The 18,619-nt window shown below is 62.7% G+C and carries 22 protein-coding genes; 5 read left to right on the top strand and 17 right to left on the bottom strand.

Annotated features, from left to right (window positions below; translation table 11 throughout):
• Window positions 1–42: 42 nt before the first annotated feature.
• The 15 genes from AB8A27_RS07125 to AB8A27_RS07055 all read right to left on the bottom strand — a co-directional run bounded on the left by AB8A27_RS07125 (window position 43) and on the right by AB8A27_RS07055 (window position 10,681).
• Window positions 43–207, bottom strand: coding sequence for a hypothetical protein (locus AB8A27_RS07125; protein WP_441241310.1), 165 nt, complete (start codon window positions 205–207; stop codon window positions 43–45).
• Window positions 208–219: 12 nt separating this feature from the next.
• Window positions 220–774 (bottom strand): hypothetical protein, encoded by a 555-nt coding sequence (locus AB8A27_RS07120; protein ID WP_441241309.1) that lies wholly within the window; start codon window positions 772–774, stop codon window positions 220–222.
• A gap of 5 nt (window positions 775–779) precedes the next feature.
• Window positions 780–1,037 (bottom strand): hypothetical protein, encoded by a 258-nt coding sequence (locus tag AB8A27_RS07115; protein ID WP_441241308.1) that lies wholly within the window; start codon window positions 1,035–1,037, stop codon window positions 780–782.
• Between the two features lie 76 nt (window positions 1,038–1,113).
• Window positions 1,114–1,794 (bottom strand): metallophosphoesterase, encoded by a 681-nt coding sequence (locus AB8A27_RS07110; RefSeq protein ID WP_441241307.1) that lies wholly within the window; start codon window positions 1,792–1,794, stop codon window positions 1,114–1,116.
• Between the two features lie 6 nt (window positions 1,795–1,800).
• Entirely contained in the window at window positions 1,801–2,322 is a 522-nt protein-coding gene (locus tag AB8A27_RS07105) for an Imm1 family immunity protein (protein ID WP_441241306.1), read from the bottom strand.
• Window positions 2,283–3,599: a hypothetical protein gene (locus AB8A27_RS07100; RefSeq protein WP_441241305.1), complete on the bottom strand. Its 1,317-nt coding sequence runs from the start codon at window positions 3,597–3,599 to the stop codon at window positions 2,283–2,285. Before AB8A27_RS07100 ends, AB8A27_RS07105 begins: the two co-directional genes overlap by 40 nt.
• 98 nt (window positions 3,600–3,697) lie before the next feature.
• On the bottom strand, window positions 3,698–4,888 hold the full coding sequence (locus AB8A27_RS07095) for a phage portal protein (RefSeq protein WP_441241304.1): 1,191 nt from the start codon (window positions 4,886–4,888) through the stop codon (window positions 3,698–3,700).
• Window positions 4,889–4,924: 36 nt separating this feature from the next.
• A complete protein-coding gene (locus AB8A27_RS07090) occupies window positions 4,925–6,181 on the bottom strand; it encodes a DNA-packaging protein (RefSeq protein WP_441241303.1) in 1,257 nt (418 codons plus the stop codon).
• Entirely contained in the window at window positions 6,165–6,647 is a 483-nt protein-coding gene (locus AB8A27_RS07085; RefSeq protein ID WP_441241302.1) for a hypothetical protein, read from the bottom strand. The genes AB8A27_RS07090 and AB8A27_RS07085 overlap by 17 nt, the downstream gene beginning before the upstream one ends.
• 73 nt (window positions 6,648–6,720) lie before the next feature.
• Window positions 6,721–6,888, bottom strand: coding sequence for a hypothetical protein (locus AB8A27_RS07080; RefSeq protein ID WP_441245068.1), 168 nt, complete (start codon window positions 6,886–6,888; stop codon window positions 6,721–6,723).
• A gap of 285 nt (window positions 6,889–7,173) precedes the next feature.
• Complete coding sequence (locus AB8A27_RS07075; RefSeq protein ID WP_441241301.1) at window positions 7,174–7,482, bottom strand: DUF3551 domain-containing protein; 309 nt, start codon at window positions 7,480–7,482, stop codon at window positions 7,174–7,176.
• 29 nt (window positions 7,483–7,511) lie between these two features.
• Window positions 7,512–7,796, bottom strand: a complete 285-nt coding sequence (locus AB8A27_RS07070) for a DUF3551 domain-containing protein (RefSeq protein WP_158550507.1) — start codon at window positions 7,794–7,796, stop codon at window positions 7,512–7,514.
• Between the two features lie 165 nt (window positions 7,797–7,961).
• Complete coding sequence (locus AB8A27_RS07065) at window positions 7,962–8,126, bottom strand: Flp family type IVb pilin (RefSeq protein WP_092147904.1); 165 nt, start codon at window positions 8,124–8,126, stop codon at window positions 7,962–7,964.
• Between the two features lie 235 nt (window positions 8,127–8,361).
• Window positions 8,362–9,975: an MDR family MFS transporter gene (locus tag AB8A27_RS07060; protein WP_441241300.1), complete on the bottom strand. Its 1,614-nt coding sequence runs from the start codon at window positions 9,973–9,975 to the stop codon at window positions 8,362–8,364.
• 193 nt (window positions 9,976–10,168) lie between these two features.
• Window positions 10,169–10,681, bottom strand: coding sequence for a YcgN family cysteine cluster protein (locus AB8A27_RS07055; protein WP_115033444.1), 513 nt, complete (start codon window positions 10,679–10,681; stop codon window positions 10,169–10,171).
• A 293-nt stretch (window positions 10,682–10,974) separates the two neighbouring features.
• On the opposite strand from AB8A27_RS07055, the gene AB8A27_RS07050 reads away from it, so the two are divergent.
• The 3 genes from AB8A27_RS07050 to AB8A27_RS07040 are packed head-to-tail and all read left to right on the top strand — an operon-like array spanning window position 10,975 to window position 14,453.
• A complete protein-coding gene (locus AB8A27_RS07050; protein WP_441241299.1) occupies window positions 10,975–13,275 on the top strand; it encodes a transglycosylase domain-containing protein in 2,301 nt (766 codons plus the stop codon).
• Between the two features lie 24 nt (window positions 13,276–13,299).
• The gene (locus tag AB8A27_RS07045) at window positions 13,300–13,878 is read left to right on the top strand and encodes a DUF1214 domain-containing protein (RefSeq protein WP_441241298.1); all 579 of its coding nucleotides are present in this window, start codon (window positions 13,300–13,302) and stop codon (window positions 13,876–13,878) included.
• The gene (locus AB8A27_RS07040) at window positions 13,875–14,453 is read left to right on the top strand and encodes a DUF1254 domain-containing protein (RefSeq protein WP_092147892.1); all 579 of its coding nucleotides are present in this window, start codon (window positions 13,875–13,877) and stop codon (window positions 14,451–14,453) included. The genes AB8A27_RS07045 and AB8A27_RS07040 overlap by 4 nt, the downstream gene beginning before the upstream one ends.
• A 22-nt stretch (window positions 14,454–14,475) precedes the next feature.
• Here the strand turns inward: AB8A27_RS07040 and AB8A27_RS07035 are convergent, their stop codons facing one another.
• Window positions 14,476–15,609: a LuxR C-terminal-related transcriptional regulator gene (locus AB8A27_RS07035; protein ID WP_441241297.1), complete on the bottom strand. Its 1,134-nt coding sequence runs from the start codon at window positions 15,607–15,609 to the stop codon at window positions 14,476–14,478.
• A gap of 241 nt (window positions 15,610–15,850) precedes the next feature.
• Here AB8A27_RS07035 and AB8A27_RS07030 point away from each other — a divergent pair, with 241 nt between their 5' ends.
• Window positions 15,851–16,681: an outer membrane protein gene (locus AB8A27_RS07030; RefSeq protein WP_441241296.1), complete on the top strand. Its 831-nt coding sequence runs from the start codon at window positions 15,851–15,853 to the stop codon at window positions 16,679–16,681.
• 134 nt (window positions 16,682–16,815) lie between these two features.
• Window positions 16,816–17,796 carry a sterol desaturase family protein gene (locus AB8A27_RS07025; protein ID WP_441241295.1) on the top strand — a complete coding sequence of 327 codons (981 nt, stop codon included), beginning with the start codon at window positions 16,816–16,818 and terminating at the stop codon, window positions 17,794–17,796.
• Window positions 17,797–17,811: 15 nt separating this feature from the next.
• On the opposite strand, the gene AB8A27_RS07020 is transcribed toward AB8A27_RS07025, so the two are convergent.
• A complete protein-coding gene (locus AB8A27_RS07020; protein ID WP_441241294.1) occupies window positions 17,812–18,603 on the bottom strand; it encodes a hypothetical protein in 792 nt (263 codons plus the stop codon).
• Window positions 18,604–18,619: the final 16 nt, after the last annotated feature.

The following is an 18,619-nucleotide window of genomic DNA, read 5'->3' as shown; positions in this document are numbered from 1 at the left end:
GTCAGGAAGTGACATCGTCAGGAAGTGATGGGGCCCGCGATATCAGTGATCGTGAAATTGCTGATCGCGGTGGAGGTCCCAGTAATTGGTGACGCCTTCCTCGTGATTCCTGCCGCTGGGCGGCGCCCGCGGCGTATGCAGGAAGGCGCGATACAGAACGGCGACGATTCCGATCAGCAGCAACAGTGGCACAATCCAGTCCGGCATGAGCGTATCTCCTCAGCTTTCCGGCCGATATCCAAACAGCGGCTCCATCGGCCGGCCGTCGAGGTCGCGCAGATCGTAAGCGGCGCCGAGCGTCACCAGCGCATGATGTAGCAGGCCGAACGGATCGGCGGGACTTTTGAGCCCGAGCTGCTGCTGCAGCAGCGGACGGTTGTCTTCGATCGCCGGGTCGTTATCGATCGCGGCCGCGTCCAGATCCGCGCCCTCGTCATCCAGCATTGCGCGCATCGCGGCGAGATCGCCGCCGGCGGATGACGCGATCTGTTCCCACCAGGGATGCGCGACGACGAGTTCGAGAAAGTCCTGCAGGCTGGCCGCCACGATGCCGGCCTGCCCTTCGCTCGTCAGATGCAGCACATGTTTGGTATCACCGACCAGCGCAAAGAGGCCGCCCGATCCGTTCTGGCCGACGACCTCGAATGGCTGCAGCGCCGAGACATCGATCCAGACCGGACCGTGGGATTGATTGTCGGTGACCGTGAAGTCGAACGGCCACAACATGTCGCGCAGCGCCTCGCTGGCGCCGAGCATCGCGGGTGTCACAGTCATGGCGTTCACTCCGTCGGCGTCGCCGCCGCGCGGCGCAAGCGCCAGGCGCGCACCAGCAGCAACACACCAAAGCCGATGCCGACAAAGCCACATATCATCAGCGCCTTCGCGCGTTCGACGCCGGATGACGACAGCCCCACGACCACGCCGGCCGCAAGGCAGGTCGCTCCCACGGCGTCCTCGACCCACGGCCATCGCGCTGTCACCCAACCCCAGACGACCTCGGCAAGGAATTCGACGACAGTTTCGATGATCGAGGACATGGCGGTGTGCCGGTTCGGTTGCGTTACCCGGTTAGGCGTCGCAGCGCGGTCTTTGGTTCAAGAACTCGCATCCGCCTCAAGGCGCCGGCGGCCCGATAATCTCGATCAGTTCCACAGGCCCGCCGGGCAGCGCGTCATCGAACACGCCGATCACCAGCCGGCCGGTTTTCCAGGCATAAGTGTCGAAATTGCTGCGGCCCTGTTTCAGCAGCGGCCCATCGGGATGGCGGTCATGGCCATGCACCACATGGCGAGCGCCCTCGCCTGCATCATGGCCGGACGCGTCATCATCCGCATAACGCTTGGTCATCAGCAGCCGCGGATCCTGCTGCGCCAGCGGCAGCGCGGGATCGACGCCGGCATGAACATAAATGCGATGCGCATCCATGTGCCACAGCGGCCGTCCGTCGAGCCAGTCGATGTCATGCACCGGCACGTCGGCGGCCTCGCCGCCATAGGAGGCCAGCGCCGTATCGCCGCCCTTCACCATCCAGTTCGCCACGGCCACATCGCCGCGCAGCACCGCCACCATCAGCGCATCGTGATTGCCCTTGAGCATCGCCAGCCGCAGGTGCGGTGCCACCCCTGCCCGCAGCCGCGCAATCACGCCGCGCGAATCCGGGCCCTTGTCGACATAGTCGCCAAGCACGACGATGGTCGCATCCTTGCCGCCGGCATGGGCCTCGATTCGCGGCAGCGCTGCATCGAGCAGATCGCGCCTTCCGTGCAGATCAGGGATGACATAGGTGCGGGGCATGATGAACTACGCTCCCCGTGGCAATGGAAACGTTCCGGGCGGAAGGTCTTTCGCAGCTACCCATTCGATACTGTTGGGGAACTCGCCGTCGGTCTCCATGAATTGCTTCACGGCTCTCCACGCAATCGCAAACGGCACGAACAGACCAACCGACAATGGTGTCTCGTGGAGTGATTCCACGAACTCCCCAAGCTGTCGTAGGTCGCCTTTGCCGTTATAGCTGTATTGCTCCCGAACGCGCCCGTCCCACTTCCTGTAAGCGAGATAGACGCCAAGTTGACGATTGCCAATCATCGTCAAGGAAACACCAACCTGGTCCGCCTCTGGCAAATGAGATGTACCGTAGAGGCCTTTAGCATTCATGCCCCAGCTATCGTTGCCGCCGAGATAAGACCATTCTTGACCCGGAGGTGCCAGAAAGAACGGCTCCAGCGCGCTTGGATGCGGCCAATCGGACCATCGGAAACGATCGAAGTAGATTGTCCTGATCACTTCTTGTACCTCCCGCTCAGCCACCGACCATTCCACATCTCGCTCCTGAAGCCGGTGTCACGCTCAACAAAAACTACGTAAGGATTACCAAGCTCCATTCCTAGTTTTGGCAAGATCTGACCACAACTATAGCATACCTCACGATCCACCATGATCTCGATTGAACGGTTTTCCAAAGACCCTCCGTGATCGCTTGCGGCTCGCAGCAAAAGTGTCGTTTCAGCATGAAATAGCCCGTCGTTTGGTACTCCTCCAATATTCCCGAGATCCATATCGAAAGGATACTTCGAAATTAGACTGTCACGGAACTGCACGGCCATTAAACGATCTGGGCTTCCATATCCTGGCGCCGTCGAATTCACACCAAAATATAAATCCCCGTCAATTTGGCCGACGGCCACGGTGCCTTTATCGGCGGGCCATACCGCCTGTCCAAACAAATCCGGCGCATTGTTGATGCCGCGATAGGAATCGATCCACGCACCGCCATCGAATACGCGCGGAGAGGACGCAGCGGACCGCGGTGACGGCGTCTGTGGTGGAAAATTGCCGCCAATGCCGGAGCGCAGTTGATCGAGCCGCGTCTCGGATTCGGCTGCACGTGCTTCGGCACTCCGGATCGCACCTTCGACACTGCCCGGTGCGCGAAGACTGGTCTCGCTCGGACGCCACTCGGCATCATACTGCCTGATCTGCGTCAGCGCATTTTCCGAGCGCGCGACAGCCTGGTCGAGCCGCACAAGTTGCTGTGTGGATGCGCCAGGGAAGTAACTGTTCGGCGAATTTCCGCGCCGGGCATTAACCTCCTCCAGATTGGCGGGGATGTCTTCGGCGGCGTCAGCATTCGGAATCGGGACCGGTGTTGTGAGATCGTTGCCGATCAGATCCGTCCAGCTGTTCGATGTATCGGTGTCAGCGAACGCTTGAACGGAATCGCCGGCATTGACCGACGCGTCGCCGATGGCAGCATCCACGCCGCCGCCGAGCCCCGCCCCAAGGCTGCTGCCAATACTTCCAAGAGCTCCACCGAGCGCGTTGGCGAGTCCGCCTCCGACGAGATCTTGCAAGCCACCCCACAAGAGATTCTCACCGCTCGCCACCAATTCGTCTACCCAGCGTCCGCCTCCGGTTTGTCCTGCGGGAATCCGCCGCTGGGTCGGGCTGTATTTGATATCGAGGGCGGGAAACACGCTGGCCGGAGCGGTACCCGGCAGGAGAAAGCGCGCAACGTCAGGTCTGATATAACGATGCGCATCCGGCCGCATGCCGCGCTTGCGCTGATGCGCGAGCACGATGGCGTCTCGATCAATCATGAGAGGAGTTTCCCGTAACCGGACAGATGAACGCATGCACCGCGCGTGCTGGTGCTCGAAGTCGCGTGTGAGGGTGATCGCTGTGAGAGGCGCGCGCCCTAGCCCAGCCGGTCCCCGCCCTCCACCGGCGCATAGCCCACGGCTTCGCGTTTCTCGTTCAGCGTCAGGAAGTCCGCGCTGCTGACGCGCTCCCATAGCGCGGTGCGATCGGCGGCGAGCGCATCCACGCGGTCGGTGTCGATGTCGATGCGGATGCCGTCACCGAACGCAGGCGCGAGCCATTGCGCCAGCGCGTTGCCGGTGCGCGCCGCCAGCGGCAGCACGGTCTGGCGGAAGAACACGCGGTTGGCTTCCTGGAAATTCGCAAATGTATTGTCGCCGGGAATGCCGAGCAGCATCGGCGGCACACCGAAAGCGAGCGCGATCTCGCGCGCGGCCGTGTGCTTGGCCTCGAGGAAATCCATGTCCTTCGGCGTCAGCGACATCGCCTTCCAGTCGAGGCCGCCTTCCAGCAGCAGCGGCCGGCCGGCATTGGCCGCGCCCTGATAATTGCCTTCGAGTTCGCGCTTGAGGCGATCGAATTGCGGCTCGGACAGCACCGATCCCTCCGGCCCCGCATAGACCAGCGCGCCGGAGGGGCGCGCGGCGTTGTCGAGCAGCGCCTTGTTCCATTTCGACGAGGCGTTGTGGGTGTCGAGCGCAGTCGCCGCCGCGTCGATCGGCGCCAGGCCATAATGATCGTCGAGCGGATGAAAGAAGGTCAGATGCAGGATCGGCGGCACGCCGGAGGCCTGCTGATCGAAGCGCACGCTGCGGCCGCCGACGCTGTAGTCATAGGCCTCGGCCCAGCCATCGCTGCCGGGCACGACTTTCATGCGATCCGGCCGCAGCGCGTAGAGTTCACGGACCTCGTGCTGCCGCACTTGTTCATCGAGCGTGACGGCTTCGACATAGGCGTTGCCGGCAAGCAGCAGATGCGCATAGAGCGTCTCAAAAAACACGCCGCCATCCTGCCGCGGATTCGGCCGCGTCAGGAGCTGCGCCAGCGGATGCGCCTCGCGCTCCTGCGCCCCATCGAAGACGAGGAAGCTGCACGCCGCGGCATTCTCGGCGATCAATCGCACGGCGCGATGCACGATGGCGTTCGACAGATAGCCCTCGCGCGCCAGCGCCGCAAAATCCTTCGGCGTCCATCGCGCGCGTCCGCCCGATTCAAAGGCCAGTAAACGCGCGGTGCGCGACGCCTTCGCTTCCGGCGCCGCGAGATAGGCTTTCAATCGATCGAACATGATATGATCCCACTCCGTGATGCCCTGACACGATGCTCACAACACCCGCACCCGCGGCCCACCGCCGCGCGGCACCAGCGCCAGCGACGCGACGGCCCAGACCATGGCATCCAGGCGATCCGGCGAATGGCCCGACGACAGGCCTGAACTTGCGAAGTCACACATCTCGTCTTCCAGCGCGGTAAAGCTACCGGCATGTTTCACGCGGCCCTGCTCGTACAGGGTCGCCACCGGCTCGGCGCGCAGCCATTTGCCGCGCACGGCGCGCACCGGCGTCACGGGCACGGTATGGTCTACCTCGTTGATCACGCTGCGCACCATCTCGCCGCCCTGGTTGACTTCCACCACCAGCGCATCGGCCTCGAGCCTGCGCCACAGCGCGATCGCCTTGTTGGCCCAGGCCGTCGGCGTCACCGAGGATACGGTGTCATCGGCCATCACATAGACGATACCGTCCTCGGCGATCCCCGCCGCGACGATGCCGCAGGCATCCGCACGTTTGCCCGACGACACCGGCGGATCGACAGCCACGACGATGCGCTGCATGGGCGGAGCGTCGCGCACGCGGCACTGTTCGAGCAGTGCACGCGACCACAATGCATCGGGCCGATCCTCGATGATCTCGCCCACCAGTTCCTGCCGTCCCAGCCGCGTGCCCGCATAGCGGCCCATCACGCTCTGCAGAAACGTCGGCGCGAGATTGAACGCATTCACCACCGTCGCGGCGCGTGTGGTCACCGTCGTCGGATCGCCCATCAGGCGCTTGAGCAGCGCGGTCGGGCGCGGCGTCGTGGTGATCATCTGCCGCGGCTGGCTGCCGAGCCGCAGGCCGAATTGCAGCATGTCGAAAGCCGCTTCGGCATAGCGCCACTTCGCCATCTCGTCGGACCATGCGCATGAAAATTGCGGGCCGCGCAGGCTCTCGGGATCCTCCGCGGAAAACACCTGTGCGACGGCGCCATTGCTCCATTCCAGCCGCTTGCGTGACGGCATCCAGACGGGGCGCTCGTGCCTTTCATGAACCTCCATCAGGCCTGAGACGCCTTCGATCATCACTTCGCGCACGTCGTGTTCGGTTTCTCCGACCAGCGCGATCCGTTCCGCGACCTCATAGGCGAGCGGTGGACGGCCCATTGCCTGCGCGCGCACCCACTCGGCGCCGGCGCGTGTCTTGCCCGCACCGCGGCCGCCGATCATCAGCCAGGTCAGCCACGGCGCGTTGTTGCCGGCCAGCACCGGCGGAAGCTGATGCGCATGCGCGAATACATGCCAACTCTCATTCAGGAACGTCATCTCGCCGCGCGTTAGCCCCGCCAGCAGGAAGTCGCGCTCCTCCCTGGAGGCGTTTTGCAAGACGCTCAGAAAGTCTTTGACGGAGTTCGTCGAGGTCCCGGGGGCGGTCGTCATCTTCTGCAGACCCTTGTTCGTCGTCGACACGTCCCTTCTTCAATTCGATCAGCGTACGCGCCAGCACCGCCAGCGTTCGGGCGCGGCGTTCGGCTTCGGTGCGCAGGGCTTCATCCCCGCCTGTGCGCCCGACGATCTTCTCGATCAGATCCAGTTCGCGTTCGATGACTTTGGTGACACGCTTGACCAATGGACCGCGCGACCCAGTCTTCGCCCCATCATCGGACGTCATGTTATCAGCAGATACGTCATCAATTGCATCGGGCAATACAATTGCCGGAGTTTCCTTAGCTCTCACGGCAGCAGCCCGCGCCGGCTTTCTCGCCGGGCGGGCTATTGGTTTTCTGGCCATGTTGGAAACTCGTTGCTGCTGTCAGTCGCTCATGCCGGACTGACTGATATGCTCGGCCGATCGCCGGAACCGATCACGTCCTGAAGAACACAAACCAGACCACACCGAGGATCAGCACAGCGAGGCCAAGGCTGATCGTCAACAGCGCGAGAATGGACGGGCCCGGTTCGGCCTGGCGTGCCTCGGTCGCGGTTTCGACGATCTGCCCTTTCTCCTTGGTTGCCGAATTCCTGATCATCATGGCACCCTCATTTCGCTTGCTGCTGGATGCCATCACGAGATTCGTTGCGGCACCGTATCAAGAGCAACGCGGGATCTGGACCGATGTTCCGGATCATTCACCGCCACACGGGCCGAACACAGACGGCGCAGATTCACCGCCAATCAGCGGCGGCGTCTCCTGCGAACCCAATTGTGGAGCATGCCGTAAAGCTACTTCGACAGCGCAACGCTGTCAAGGCTAAAAATCCTAGATTTTGAATTTAGTCCCTATATCGGAATTTTATCCGCGCAATCAAGGCACTGGCTATCGCGGCGGCTGCGACCACGCCGCTCCCGGCGCGCCGGTGATCTTGCCGGGATAGTCGATATTGACCACGCAATTGCCGCGCAGGGCGGCCGCGGCCTGCAGGCATTGCTGATAGTCGAAGAACCGGCATATCTGCGGCACACTCCCCGGCCCGCGGGGGCCGCCGGTCAACACGCAGAACGGCGGAATACCGGAACGGGCCGCGACCGATGGCCGCGCCTGCGCGGGCTCCAGAGTCGCGAACGAGACCGACGCGATGGTGATCGCAGCCACAGCCCATAGGGGCCCGCAAATCCTTGTTGTCATCGATGCGTCCTTTACGAACGGGCGATCACTTACCGCGCGCGCCGGCGACGTTGTGGCGCCGGCTCCGTGGCAGCTCCGCCGCGATAGTCGATATTGCCCACGCAGTTGCCTCGCGTACCGACGGCAGCATTGATGCATTGCTGGTAGTCGGAAAAGATGCAGTTGCTGACATAGGAGGATTCGCCGTTGGCACCGCTCTGGGCGATGCAGTATTGCGCACCTGCCGCCGAGGCCGGGGTCGCTCCCGCGAGGACGAATGCGGCAAATCCCAAACCGGCAAATGCCGAAAGATTCAAAAGCGAATTCAAAGTCATGATGGTCATCCATATGAAAATGCGCAGGCTCGAGGCCCGCGCACGATCATATAGGGTGCTACACCGCAATCGATAGGACATTCACAACATTGCGTTCCGACAAGACAGCCATGTCTTTTGCCGGTTGCAATAGCGGCGTGCTGGCACCGGCCGGTCTTCGCTGCCCTATTTCAGCGATGAATTCACAGCGGCATAGCGGCCGTTCAGCGTGGTACCAAGGCCCTGCACGGTGACGATGATCGCGAGGCTGATGCCGGCAGCGATCAGCGCGTATTCGATGGCCGTTGCACCGGACTCATCGTCGATAAATTTCGAAATCAAACGCAACACTGAAACCTCCTGATACGGCCGCGGATTTCTTCCACGCCGTCCCCCTGAAAACTGAACTCAACCTAAGCGGCAGAGGTTGCAGGAAGGTTCACTAACAGGCTCAATTATGAATTAATCATGCGGTAACTATGTGTAAGCTCGCTCGTTACAGCAGGTGGATTAGCGCAGCGTAATCCGACGCCCGACCTTCCACCGGCGGATTACGGCTTCGCCTGATCTGCGCCACTCTAAAAGTCTATTCCGAAACCAGTGACGGCTTCGCCTTTGCCGGCCCTGCCAGCGGGCGTTCTTCCATCAGCAGCAGGAACGTAGTCGAGAGCGCCATCAGGGCTGCCGCGGCTTCGAACACGTAACGGAAGGCGGTGACCATATCGCCGGCTGCGATCGGATGCGTGCTGCCGGCGTGTTCGCCTGTGATCGAGATCTCCGTGCCCAGCGCCATCAGCAGGATGGTCGTGAAGGCGGCGACAGTGAACGACGCCATCAGCGCGCGGAAGAAGTTCATCGCGCCGGTGGCGGTGCCGATCTGCGGCCGCGGCACGGCGTTCTGGATCGAGACGAGGCTGACGGGAAACACCGTGCCGAGCCCGATGGAGAAGAGGCCGAGCATCGTGAGCAGCGCCCATAGCGGCAACGGCGTCATCAGCGCCAGCAACAGGCCCATCAGCGCCGACATGCCCGTGCCGGCGATCGCCACGCGCTTGTAGTGCTTCGCCTTGGTCATCATGTGGCCGGCAAAGGCGGCGCCGCCGACCGACACCGCCGCGATGGGGATCAGCGCGACGCCGGCCTCGCCTGCCGTCAGGCCGTAGACCACTTCGTAATAGAGCGGCATGTGCACGGTGAGCCCGAGCATCGCGCCCATCGCGCAGCCGCCGGCGGCCATCGCGAAAGGCACCACCGAGCCGGACATCAGCGGCAACGGCAGGAACGGCTCATCGTGATGGATCGCATGCCAGATGAAGGCGAAAGCCATCACAGCCGCAGCGCCGATCATCGCGACGATGGTCGGTGACGCCCACGAGAATTTGGTGCCGCCCCATGTCAGCACCAGCATGAAGACGACGGCCGAGGCCATCAGCAACAGGCCGCCGAGCCAGTCGACCTTGCGGCGGCGATGGAACACAGGAAGCTTCTTCATCTTCGGCAGCAACAGCGCCAGCGATCCAACGCCGAGCGGAATGTTGATCCAGAAGATCATCGACCAATGCAGATGTTCGGCGAACAAGCCGCCGATGATCGGGCCGCCGATGCCGGCCGCCACCCATACGCCGCTGAAATAAGCCTGATACTGGCCGCGCTCACGCGGCGACACCACGTCGGAAATCACCACCTGCACGATGGGCAGGATGCCGCCGCCGCCGAGGCCCTGCAAAGCGCGCGCGATGATCAGCACAATCATGTTCGGCGCCAATGCACAGAGGATCGAGCCGGCCATGAACAGCGACATCGCGGTGATGATCATCGCGCGGCGGCCATAGATATCGCTGAGCGTGCCGAACACCGGTGCCACTGCGGTCGATGCCAAGAGATAGGCGGTGATGACCCAGGACAGATTGTTCACGTCGGCGAATTGCCGGCCGATGGTCGGCAGCGCGGTGGCGACGATGGTCTGGTCGAGCGCCGCCAGGAACATGGTCAGCAGCAGGCTCATCAGGATGGTGCGGACTTCGGCGGGGGTTAGCGGCGCCTTCACGGCAGCAGGCGCATCGCCGGGTTCGATTACTTCAGTGGGGATCCGCGACAGTTCCTGCGCGAGTTCGTCCGACAGGAGCTCATCCGACGGGATGTCCTCGGGCAATGTCTGGTCATCGGCCGTTGACCGGCTCTGCCGCTCGATCTTGTTCATGAAACTTCGGATTCAAAGGATCTGGGAGGTAACGCGAGAGCCCAACCGGCACGCGGCATCGCGCACAGACTCTCTTTGGAAGAAATCTATTCCCCCGCCCCGTGCAGCAACAGTTGTTTCCTTGCATGGGAGCGTCCCGCCGCGATCATCTGACCGTCATATGCGCGTGACCGGACACCGCACACCGCGGGTTTTAGGCCGGCCGCTTCTTCAGCTTGGCCTTGCGCGGCAGCAAGGCAGGCCATCGAACGATGTGATCCTGCAGCTCGTCGTCGGAGATCGTGTCCTCGTTGCCCTCGACCCGCCCGCGCACCGAGACGCCGGCCTCATGGACGGTGTCGGGGCTGCCGGAGATCAGCGGATGCCACCAGTAGAGATCGCGCCCCTCGGCCGCGAGCTTGTAGCCGCAGCTCGGCGGCAGCCAGCTCAGGGTGCGGACATTGTCGGGGGTCAGCCGCACGCAATCGGGAACCTTGTCGGAGCGGTTCGGATAATCCTTGCAGGCGCAGAGGCCGGCGTCGAGCAAGCGGCAGGCCACATGGGTGTAATAGATCTTGCCGGTATCTTCGTCTTCCAGCTTCTCCAGGCAGCAGCGTCCGCAGCCATCGCACAGGCTTTCCCACTCGCCGTCGGACATCTCTTCCAACGTCTTGGTTTTCCAGAACATTCCCGCTTGTGCGGAAGGACGCGGGGGACGCGCTGTCATGCGATTTGAATCGATCCAGTTTGCGGCGAAAAGCCGTTCTAGGTGCAGCCGCATCACCTCTGCAAGCAACATCGTGATCACGGCTTCGCAAACTAAGGGCAAAACCCGGCAGGCCGTTAGCTCTCTCACGCAAAATTCCGAGCGATGCCATTGGTTTATCGGCCCTGCTCGGCTAGAACTTGGCGAGTCTTTCGGTGCCTCGCCGCGCCGCTGGATCGCCGTAATATGTCCGCAAGACATCCACATGCGTCGCGAGCGTGACGCATGAATATCGCAACAAACCAAGGGCCCCCGTGCCTCAGATCGTGCCATCCCGTTGGAAGACCAAATTCCGGCATTTCTTGCTGGATCTGGATGCGCGCATCGATTCCGGCCTGTTCTCGTCCGGCCGCGGCACCCGCGAACTGTGGGAGCGCTACTCCACCTTCATGGACCGCTTCTATGTCGGCCGCTGGAAGCGCTGGGTATTCATCGAGCCGCTATCGGAAATGGCCACCATCGGCCTCGGCGGTCTGATCCTGATGCTCGCTTTGGCGCAGCCGGCGTTTCGAGAAACTGCCGATGAAGACTGGCTGAAGAAATCCGACCTCGCGGTGACGTTCCTCGATCGTTACGGCAATCCGATCGGCAGCCGCGGCATCAAGCACAACGACTCGATCCCGCTGGAAGACTTCCCGGACAACCTGATCAAGGCCACCCTCGCGACCGAGGACCGCCGCTTCTACGATCACTTCGGCATCGATATCGCAGGCACCGCGCGCGCGCTGGTGACCAATGCGCAGGCTGGCGGCGTGCGCCAGGGCGGCTCGTCACTGACGCAGCAGCTCGCCAAGAACCTGTTCCTGTCGAATGAGCGCACCATCGAACGCAAGGTCAACGAAGCGTTCCTCGCCATCTGGCTGGAAACCCGCCTGACCAAGAACGAGATCCTGAAGCTCTATCTCGATCGCGCTTACATGGGCGGCGGCACGTTCGGCGTCGACGGCGCCGCGCATTTCTACTTCAACAAATCCGCCCGCGATGTGAACCTTGCGGAAGCCGCGATGCTCGCCGGCCTGTTCAAGGCCCCGACCAAATACGCGCCGCATATCAACCTGCCGGCCGCGCGCGCCCGCGCCAACGTGGTGCTCGACAACCTCGTCGATGCCGGCTTCATGACCGAAGGCCAGGTGTTCGGCGCACGGCGCAATCCTGCCGTCGCCGTCGATCGTCGTCAGGAAATCTCGCCGAACTACTATCTCGACTGGGCCTTCGACGAGATGCGCAAGCTCGTCGATACATTCCCGAAATCCTATATCGAACGCGTCTTCGTGGTCCGCACCGCCATCGACATGAATGTGCAGCGCGCCGCCGAAGCCGCCGTGGAAAACCAGCTCCGCCAGTTCGGCCGCGACTATCACGCGACGCAGGCCGCAACCGTCGTGTCGGATCTTGAAGGCGGCGTCCGCGCCATGGTGGGCGGCCGCGACTATGGCGCCAGCCAGTTCAACCGTGCGGTGGACGCGATGCGCCAGCCCGGCTCATCCTTCAAGCCCTATGTCTACACGACGGCGCTGCTCAACGGTTACAAGCCGACCTCGATCATCCTCGACGGCCCGGTCTGTATCGGCAACTGGTGCCCGCAGAACTACGGCCACTCCTATTCCGGCAACGTGACCCTGACGCAGGCGATCACCCGTTCGATCAACGTCGTGCCGGTGAAGATCTCCATTGCGCTTGGCAAGGGCGCGCAGAACCCGGCCAAGGCCGGCCGTGCCAAGATTGTCGAGACCGCACGCCGCTTCGGCATCAAGGCGCCGCTGCTCGATACGCCGTCGCTGCCGATCGGCTCCACCGAAGTGACCGTGCTTGAACACGCCGTCGCCTATGCGACCTTCCCTAACAAGGGCCGCTCGTCGACGCCGCATGCCGTGCTGGAAGTGCGCACCGGCGCCGGTGACCTCGTCTGGCGGTTCGACCGCGATGGTCCGAAACAGTTGCAGGCCATCCCCGCCTCGGTCGCCGCCGACATGGCCAGCATGATGAGCCACGTGGTCAGCGAGGGCACCGCACGGCGCGCTGCCCTCGATGGCATTCCAACCGCAGGCAAGACCGGCACTACCAATGCGTATCGCGACGCCTGGTTCGTCGGCTACACCGGCAACTTCAGCTGCGCGGTCTGGTACGGCAATGACGACTACTCGCCGACCAACCGCATGACCGGCGGCTCGCTGCCGGCGCAGACATGGCATGACATCATGGTCGCAGCCCATCAGGGCATCGAGATCAAGGAAATCCCGGGTGTCGGCGCGGGCACCAAGAATCCTGCTGCAGCTGCCTCATCCGTCACGGCCGCCAATGCGCAGGACGCCAAGCCTGGCCCGCCGCCGGTGCTGACCCGCCGCGGCGCCGACATCCTGCTGCGTGTCGAGAAGCTGCTCGACGACGCCGGCAAGACCGCTGGCCGCACATCCTCCAACGAACCATTGAAGCCCCGCGCCTCCTCCGCGCTGGCCTTCCCCGAGAGCTACGCGTCGGCCAATGATGCAGCGGATACCAAACCAATGACGTCCGCGACCACATCCGCAACCGCCCCCGCGTCGCGCAAGAACTGAAGCTGCTATCATGACGGTGCGCACGTGCGGCTGATCTTCCTCACGCTCCTGGCGCTCGCGATCGCCACTATTGTCGGTCTCGGTCTGACCTGGACCACCGCGACCCGCGGCACAGACCTCGGCACGCTCACGATCGGTGCATGGACCGCGCGCCCGCGCACCGGCACCAGCGAGATTGATCCCTATGCGCGTGCGTCCATTGCACGGTCGGGCGAATTGCCGATCGGCACCGGCGACGGCGTCACCTTCACCGCCACCGCCGACGACAAGAAGAAGCCGCTGGATGGTCGCTGCGATATCGTCGTGTCGGGCGTGACACCGGCTGCGCGTTTCTGGACGCTCTCGCTCTATGACACCAAGGGCCGTCTGGTGCCCAACACATTGCAGCGCTACGGCTTCACCAGCCAGGAAGTGGTGCGCAATGCCGACGGCGCGTTCGAGATCCGCATCGCTGCACGCTCGCGCGCGGGCAACTGGCTGCCGACATCAGCGCTGGAACGCTATGTGTTGATGCTGCGGCTGTACGATACGCCGGTTGGCGTTGCTACCCGGACGCAGAAAGACGCGCCGATGCCCGCCATTGCCACGGTGAGCTGCCCATGATCCGGCTGCTGTTCGCAATCATCGGTGGTGTCGTGCTCGGCGGTATCGTGCATCTCGTCAGCGTGCTGGCGCTGCCGCGCATCGCGACGCAGGACGCCTATTCGCGCCTCGCCTCGGTGACGAAAGAAAACGCGGTCACTGCACTGCCGCAGACCGAACCGGCCAATGCGCTGCTGCCATTCATGGACCCGGCCTTCGCCATGGCTGTCTGCCGCTATGATCTGTCGAAGGGACCGATCAAGCTCACGGTACCGGTCAGCCAGTCCTACACATCCGTGTCGTTCTATACCCGCAGCGACGTCGCTTACTACGCGATCAATGATCGTTCCGCGGGGCGTCGCGTCATCGAACTCGATCTGATGACCGAAGCGCAGCACGAAGCGCTGCCCGAGGAAGAGGATGTCACATCCGCCGACCGCCTCATCATCGACTCGCCGACTCCGACCGGCCTGATCGTGCTGAAGGCGCTCGCCGCCGAGCCCGGCCTGATGATCCAGGCCCAGGCATCCCTCGCCGCCTCGAATTGCCGGGTGCAGACCGATCCGCCGGCTGCGCCGGTGAAGGGCAAGCGCTGAGCGCTCGCTATCGCGCAATCAGCTATCCCGTTGCCAACGGCGTGCCGATATCCGCGACAAGCTTCACGAGATCGGCCTGCCGTGACCTTCCGGTCTTGGCGTAGATCCGGTTGAGATGTGTCTTCAGCGTATTCTCCGAGATCCCGAGCGAAGCGGCAGTCTGGGACGGGTTGAGCCCCTTTCCGGCGCTCACGAGCACGCGCGCCTCGGCGGGCGTGAGTTCAAACAGCGTCGTCAACACAGCCTCCGGCATTGGAGAGGCCGAGGTCGTTGTCGAAACGAAGACCGCCGCACATGCAGGGCGGAAAGCGGCGCGCGCCGTGCCAGCCGTTAGGGGCAAGACATAGGCGACCGCGGGCGGTTGCCCTGCCGCCGACACCGGCAGGCCAATGCCTTTGGCACCGAGCGAGAGGTCCGAGGCAGCGCTTGCGATCGCCTGCAACAGAGCATCCCCCATCAACGCGTTCTGTGCCTGAATGGTTCGCCCCTGACGCAGGATCGGACCATCCGTTGCGAACATGCGTTCGGCACTGGCATTGGCATGGAGCACCGATCCGACCGCGTCGGTCAACACGACGGGCACTGCGAGGTTCTCGAGGGATTCGCGAAACAGATGCGCCGTCACGCGCACGTCATCGAGCAGGTCGCTGATCATCGCAGCCCGGCGCAGATGCGGAGACAGCAAGGTCAGAAACCGTTGGTCCACGGCAGATACAGCAGCCCTGTCCGCCCAGGTCGTGCAGCCGAGCAGACCGATGCGATCCGGCGTATGGACGAACTTGACGATGCACCCTTCCCGCAATCCCTGCGGCCCAGCCCAATTGCGAAAGAACGCAGTCTGCTGCAATTCACTTTCGGGCATCAGCGACAGCGTGGATATAGGCGTATCGATATCGCCGACCACCGCGGCTTTCAGGCCCGGAATATCATCGAAACTGTAGTCCTGCAGTGCGCGCATGCGCTCCGCATCCCAAGGCGATTGGGCAGCAAACCGGCCGTGATTGTCTGACGTGCCTGCCAGGGCGATCGTGGTGTAGGCCGCATCCATCGTCTGCGTGATGCGGGTGAGTACACTCGCCCATCCCTCTCGGTTCAGAACGCAGTCGTAGATATCTCCGATGATTGAAGAGAGTACGTCATTGTCGACAACGTCCATGAATATTCCAAACCAGTCATTGCGCGCGCTCTGGTGTGGCACAGCGAAGCCAGAGTCAATTTCCAGACACGCACACGCGGCATATTTTACCACATCATACTTCGGGGTGACGACACGAAATCCCGCGCCACGTAGCAGTGGCGATGGCGACTCCGGATGATCCGGATGCGCCTGTCGAAAGACCTGCTGCGTGAGGGCTTTCGTATCTGGAATTCACGCCTCGACGTATCTGGAGAGCTTGATGTCGACATCTGCGAAATTCGCCTGCGTGATGGGTTGCGTTCTGTTGGCATCAACTCCGGCGCTATCCGCAGACAATCTCGCTGAGCCGCATTACAAGGCGGCGCCTGCTCTCGTGCAGTCTCCAATGCCAAGCTGGGCCGGCGCCTATATCGGCGGCACCGTCGGCTATCGCTGGGCTGACAGCGCTTCGAGCATTTCGGCGCTCGACCCGGTCTTCATGTCCTTTTCCCAGTCGCAAGGATCGATCCCCACCTCACTCGACTCCCGTCTGAAGGGGGCCATCGGTGGCATCGAAGTTGGCTACAACTGGCAATTCGGCCACTGGGTCACGGGCCTGGAAGCCGATTTCTCATATGCCAAATCCACCAGTGTTGCGACCCATCACGCATTGGAGGTCGGCGCGCTTCCAGAGATGATAACCAGCCATAGCACCGAGCTGACCTGGTTTGGCACCGTGCGCGGACGACTGGGCTATCTCGCGACACCGGATACGCTGCTATTTGCAACGGGCGGCCTCGCCTATGGGCAGGCAAAGGTGTCGACAAACGTCGTGCCAGATCCGAGCCAGCCATGCCGAAGGAACGTGATGTGCTCCAGCGGAGAGGCCTCAGACACGCTGGTCGGCTGGACGATCGGCGGCGGCCTGGAAACGAAGATTGCATCGAACTGGACGGCCAAGATCGAGTATCTGCATTTCAATCTCGGCACCATCGGCAATACGGCGACCACGCTGACCAGCAACACCTTTTGGCGCGGAACAAAAATGATTGGCGTCGACTCCGACATCACCGGCAATATTGTCCGTGTCGGCGTCAATTATCAGCTCTGACACGTCCTCAGCCGTGACGTTTTTCCGCATGGAAAACATCTAAAGAGCCCTCTGGCGTAATCTGCCTGCCATCTGTCGCAGCGAAGCTCCGCATCGATTGCCGATCCACGAATCGGCGCGAATGCGGGGCCTCCATGCAACACGACCAAGCGACGTCCGATACGGCCGTCACATATCTCCTGTCCCTGATCTGGTGGCCGCTGCTGTATTTCGGGGCGCTGATCGGTGCCGGCATGGCCTTCGCCAGCGACGCGCCGCTGTTCTGGTTCAATACCATCTATGCCGCGTTGTTTCTCGCCATCGTCGCCCTCGAACGGCTGATGCCGCACCGTGCCGAATGGCTTGAGCATGATGGCGAAACACTGAATGACATTGGTCATACGCTGCTGACCAAGGGCACGGCGCAACTGGCTGTTGCGGCGACCTCGATCGTGCCGATGGCGGTGGCGACCGTGACGCGCGCGAACGATCACGCCTCGCATCTGTGGCCGACACAGTGGCCGCTGATCGCGCAGGTCGCGCTCGCGCTGGTGATTGCCGAATTCGGCCTCTACTGGTCACACCGGATCGCGCATGAAAACCTGTTCTTCTGGCGCTTTCATGCGCTTCATCACAGCGTGGTCCGGCTCTGGGTGGTGAATACCGGACGCTTCCATGTGATCGACTCGCTGATCAAGATGGTGCTCAGCCAGGCGCCGCTCTACCTGCTCGATGCACCGTTGCCGGTCTTCCTGTGGGTCGGCGCGGTGACCGCCGTTACCGGCCTCCTCACCCATTGCAATGTGGAGACGCGCACGGCGCTGTTCGATCCGATCTTTGCGACGCCAAAATTGCATCGCTGGCATCACTCAAAGACGCTGAAAGAAGGCAACAGCAACTATTGCGAGAACATCATGGTGTGGGACCATGTGTTCGGCAGCTATCTCAATCCCGCCAAGGCGTCGCCGGATCGGCTCGGCATCAGCGGCAAGGTTGCACCTGATTTTCTGGGACAGATTGTGCAGCCATTTTCGCGCAAGGGCGCGCGGCAGATTCTTGGCCGCCAGACCGTCCCGGACGATCAGGTGAAGCCAGTGGAAAAATCCGACGCCGTAGCGCGGATCAGCGAGGCGTAATCCGCCTGCTCTTCCCTATCCGCCGACCTGGAGCACCTTGCCGGGGCGAACCGGCGTGAGGCTGCCCGCCATGGCCGTGGTCTGCGCCGCCAATTCGCCGATCAGCATATCGGCGCTGGACGCCATGCCGTCGGGGGCGTGGATCACCATCCGCTCCAGCGCCCACTTGTAGGACGACACCCGGCGCTGCAGGCATTGCTCGACCCACTGCACGATCAGCGCGTTCTCATCCATGCGCGCGATGGCGTCGGCGCGCTCCTTCGGCTCCAGCGCCGACACCAGCTTCAGGCTGGCATTGCGCTTGCGATCGAGCTCGATGACCTTTGCCGCCGTCGAATAGAAGGCTTCGAAGCGCAGGATGTCGTCGCGCGCGTCGTCCATCAGCACGCTGTAGCGCGACGTATGCGAGCGATGCGGCTCGTCGATCAAGAGCCGGCCATAGGCCGTGCGATCGAAGGGGACGTTCTGCCGCCAGGGCGATGCGATCGGCTTGTAGTCGCCAAACACACTCTTCCAGAGAGGGCGCGAATGCGGCGGCTCGATCAGGGGATAAGCGAGATCGCGCATCTGGCGTTCAAGATCGGTGAGCTGGAATTCCGACGACTTCAGGCCGACGCTGCCGGTCGCCTCGACGCCGATCCAGCGATGCATGTCGTCGGTCACCGCATTGTTGCGGGTCCGGCCGAAATCGCCGCCGGCGCAGCCGCCGAGCGTGCTGCCGATCAAACTCGCAAATATGAAACACGGCGCAAGAAACGACGTCTTGCGCCGAAGCCGTGTCCGGTTCGGATGGGATATCGCCGACATCAGAACAGGTCCGGGG

The organism is Tardiphaga sp. 768_D3_N2_1, from assembly GCF_052076105.1.
Lineage (GTDB): Bacteria > Pseudomonadota > Alphaproteobacteria > Rhizobiales > Xanthobacteraceae > Tardiphaga.
Note: the sequence above shows the minus strand (reverse complement) of the source record. Positions and strands in the feature narration are given on the sequence as shown.

Excerpts from the sequence above, each read along its gene's own strand:
- AB8A27_RS07085 (WP_441241302.1), bottom strand. The coding sequence starts at position 6,647 with ATGGCCAGAAAACCAATAGCCCGCCCGGCGAGAAAGCCGGCGCGGGCT.
- AB8A27_RS07055 (WP_115033444.1), bottom strand. The coding sequence starts at position 10,681 with ATGACAGCGCGTCCCCCGCGTCCTTCCGCACAAGCGGGAATGTTCTGG.
- AB8A27_RS07125 (WP_441241310.1), bottom strand. The coding sequence starts at position 207 with ATGCCGGACTGGATTGTGCCACTGTTGCTGCTGATCGGAATCGTCGCC.
- AB8A27_RS07115 (WP_441241308.1), bottom strand. The coding sequence starts at position 1,037 with ATGTCCTCGATCATCGAAACTGTCGTCGAATTCCTTGCCGAGGTCGTC.
- AB8A27_RS07070 (WP_158550507.1), bottom strand. The coding sequence starts at position 7,796 with ATGACTTTGAATTCGCTTTTGAATCTTTCGGCATTTGCCGGTTTGGGA.
- AB8A27_RS07090 (WP_441241303.1), bottom strand. The coding sequence starts at position 6,181 with ATGACGTTCCTGAATGAGAGTTGGCATGTATTCGCGCATGCGCATCAG.
- AB8A27_RS07095 (WP_441241304.1), bottom strand. The coding sequence starts at position 4,888 with ATGTTCGATCGATTGAAAGCCTATCTCGCGGCGCCGGAAGCGAAGGCG.
- AB8A27_RS07110 (WP_441241307.1), bottom strand. The coding sequence starts at position 1,794 with ATGCCCCGCACCTATGTCATCCCTGATCTGCACGGAAGGCGCGATCTG.
- AB8A27_RS07040 (WP_092147892.1), top strand. The coding sequence starts at position 13,875 with ATGATCCGGCTGCTGTTCGCAATCATCGGTGGTGTCGTGCTCGGCGGT.
- AB8A27_RS07120 (WP_441241309.1), bottom strand. The coding sequence starts at position 774 with ATGACTGTGACACCCGCGATGCTCGGCGCCAGCGAGGCGCTGCGCGAC.
- AB8A27_RS07080 (WP_441245068.1), bottom strand. The coding sequence starts at position 6,888 with ATGATGATCAGGAATTCGGCAACCAAGGAGAAAGGGCAGATCGTCGAA.
- AB8A27_RS07060 (WP_441241300.1), bottom strand. The coding sequence starts at position 9,975 with ATGAACAAGATCGAGCGGCAGAGCCGGTCAACGGCCGATGACCAGACA.
- AB8A27_RS07025 (WP_441241295.1), top strand. The coding sequence starts at position 16,816 with ATGCAACACGACCAAGCGACGTCCGATACGGCCGTCACATATCTCCTG.
- AB8A27_RS07075 (WP_441241301.1), bottom strand. The coding sequence starts at position 7,482 with ATGACAACAAGGATTTGCGGGCCCCTATGGGCTGTGGCTGCGATCACC.
- AB8A27_RS07035 (WP_441241297.1), bottom strand. The coding sequence starts at position 15,609 with ATGGACGTTGTCGACAATGACGTACTCTCTTCAATCATCGGAGATATC.
- AB8A27_RS07020 (WP_441241294.1), bottom strand. The coding sequence starts at position 18,603 with ATGTCGGCGATATCCCATCCGAACCGGACACGGCTTCGGCGCAAGACG.
- AB8A27_RS07030 (WP_441241296.1), top strand. The coding sequence starts at position 15,851 with ATGTCGACATCTGCGAAATTCGCCTGCGTGATGGGTTGCGTTCTGTTG.
- AB8A27_RS07100 (WP_441241305.1), bottom strand. The coding sequence starts at position 3,599 with ATGATTGATCGAGACGCCATCGTGCTCGCGCATCAGCGCAAGCGCGGC.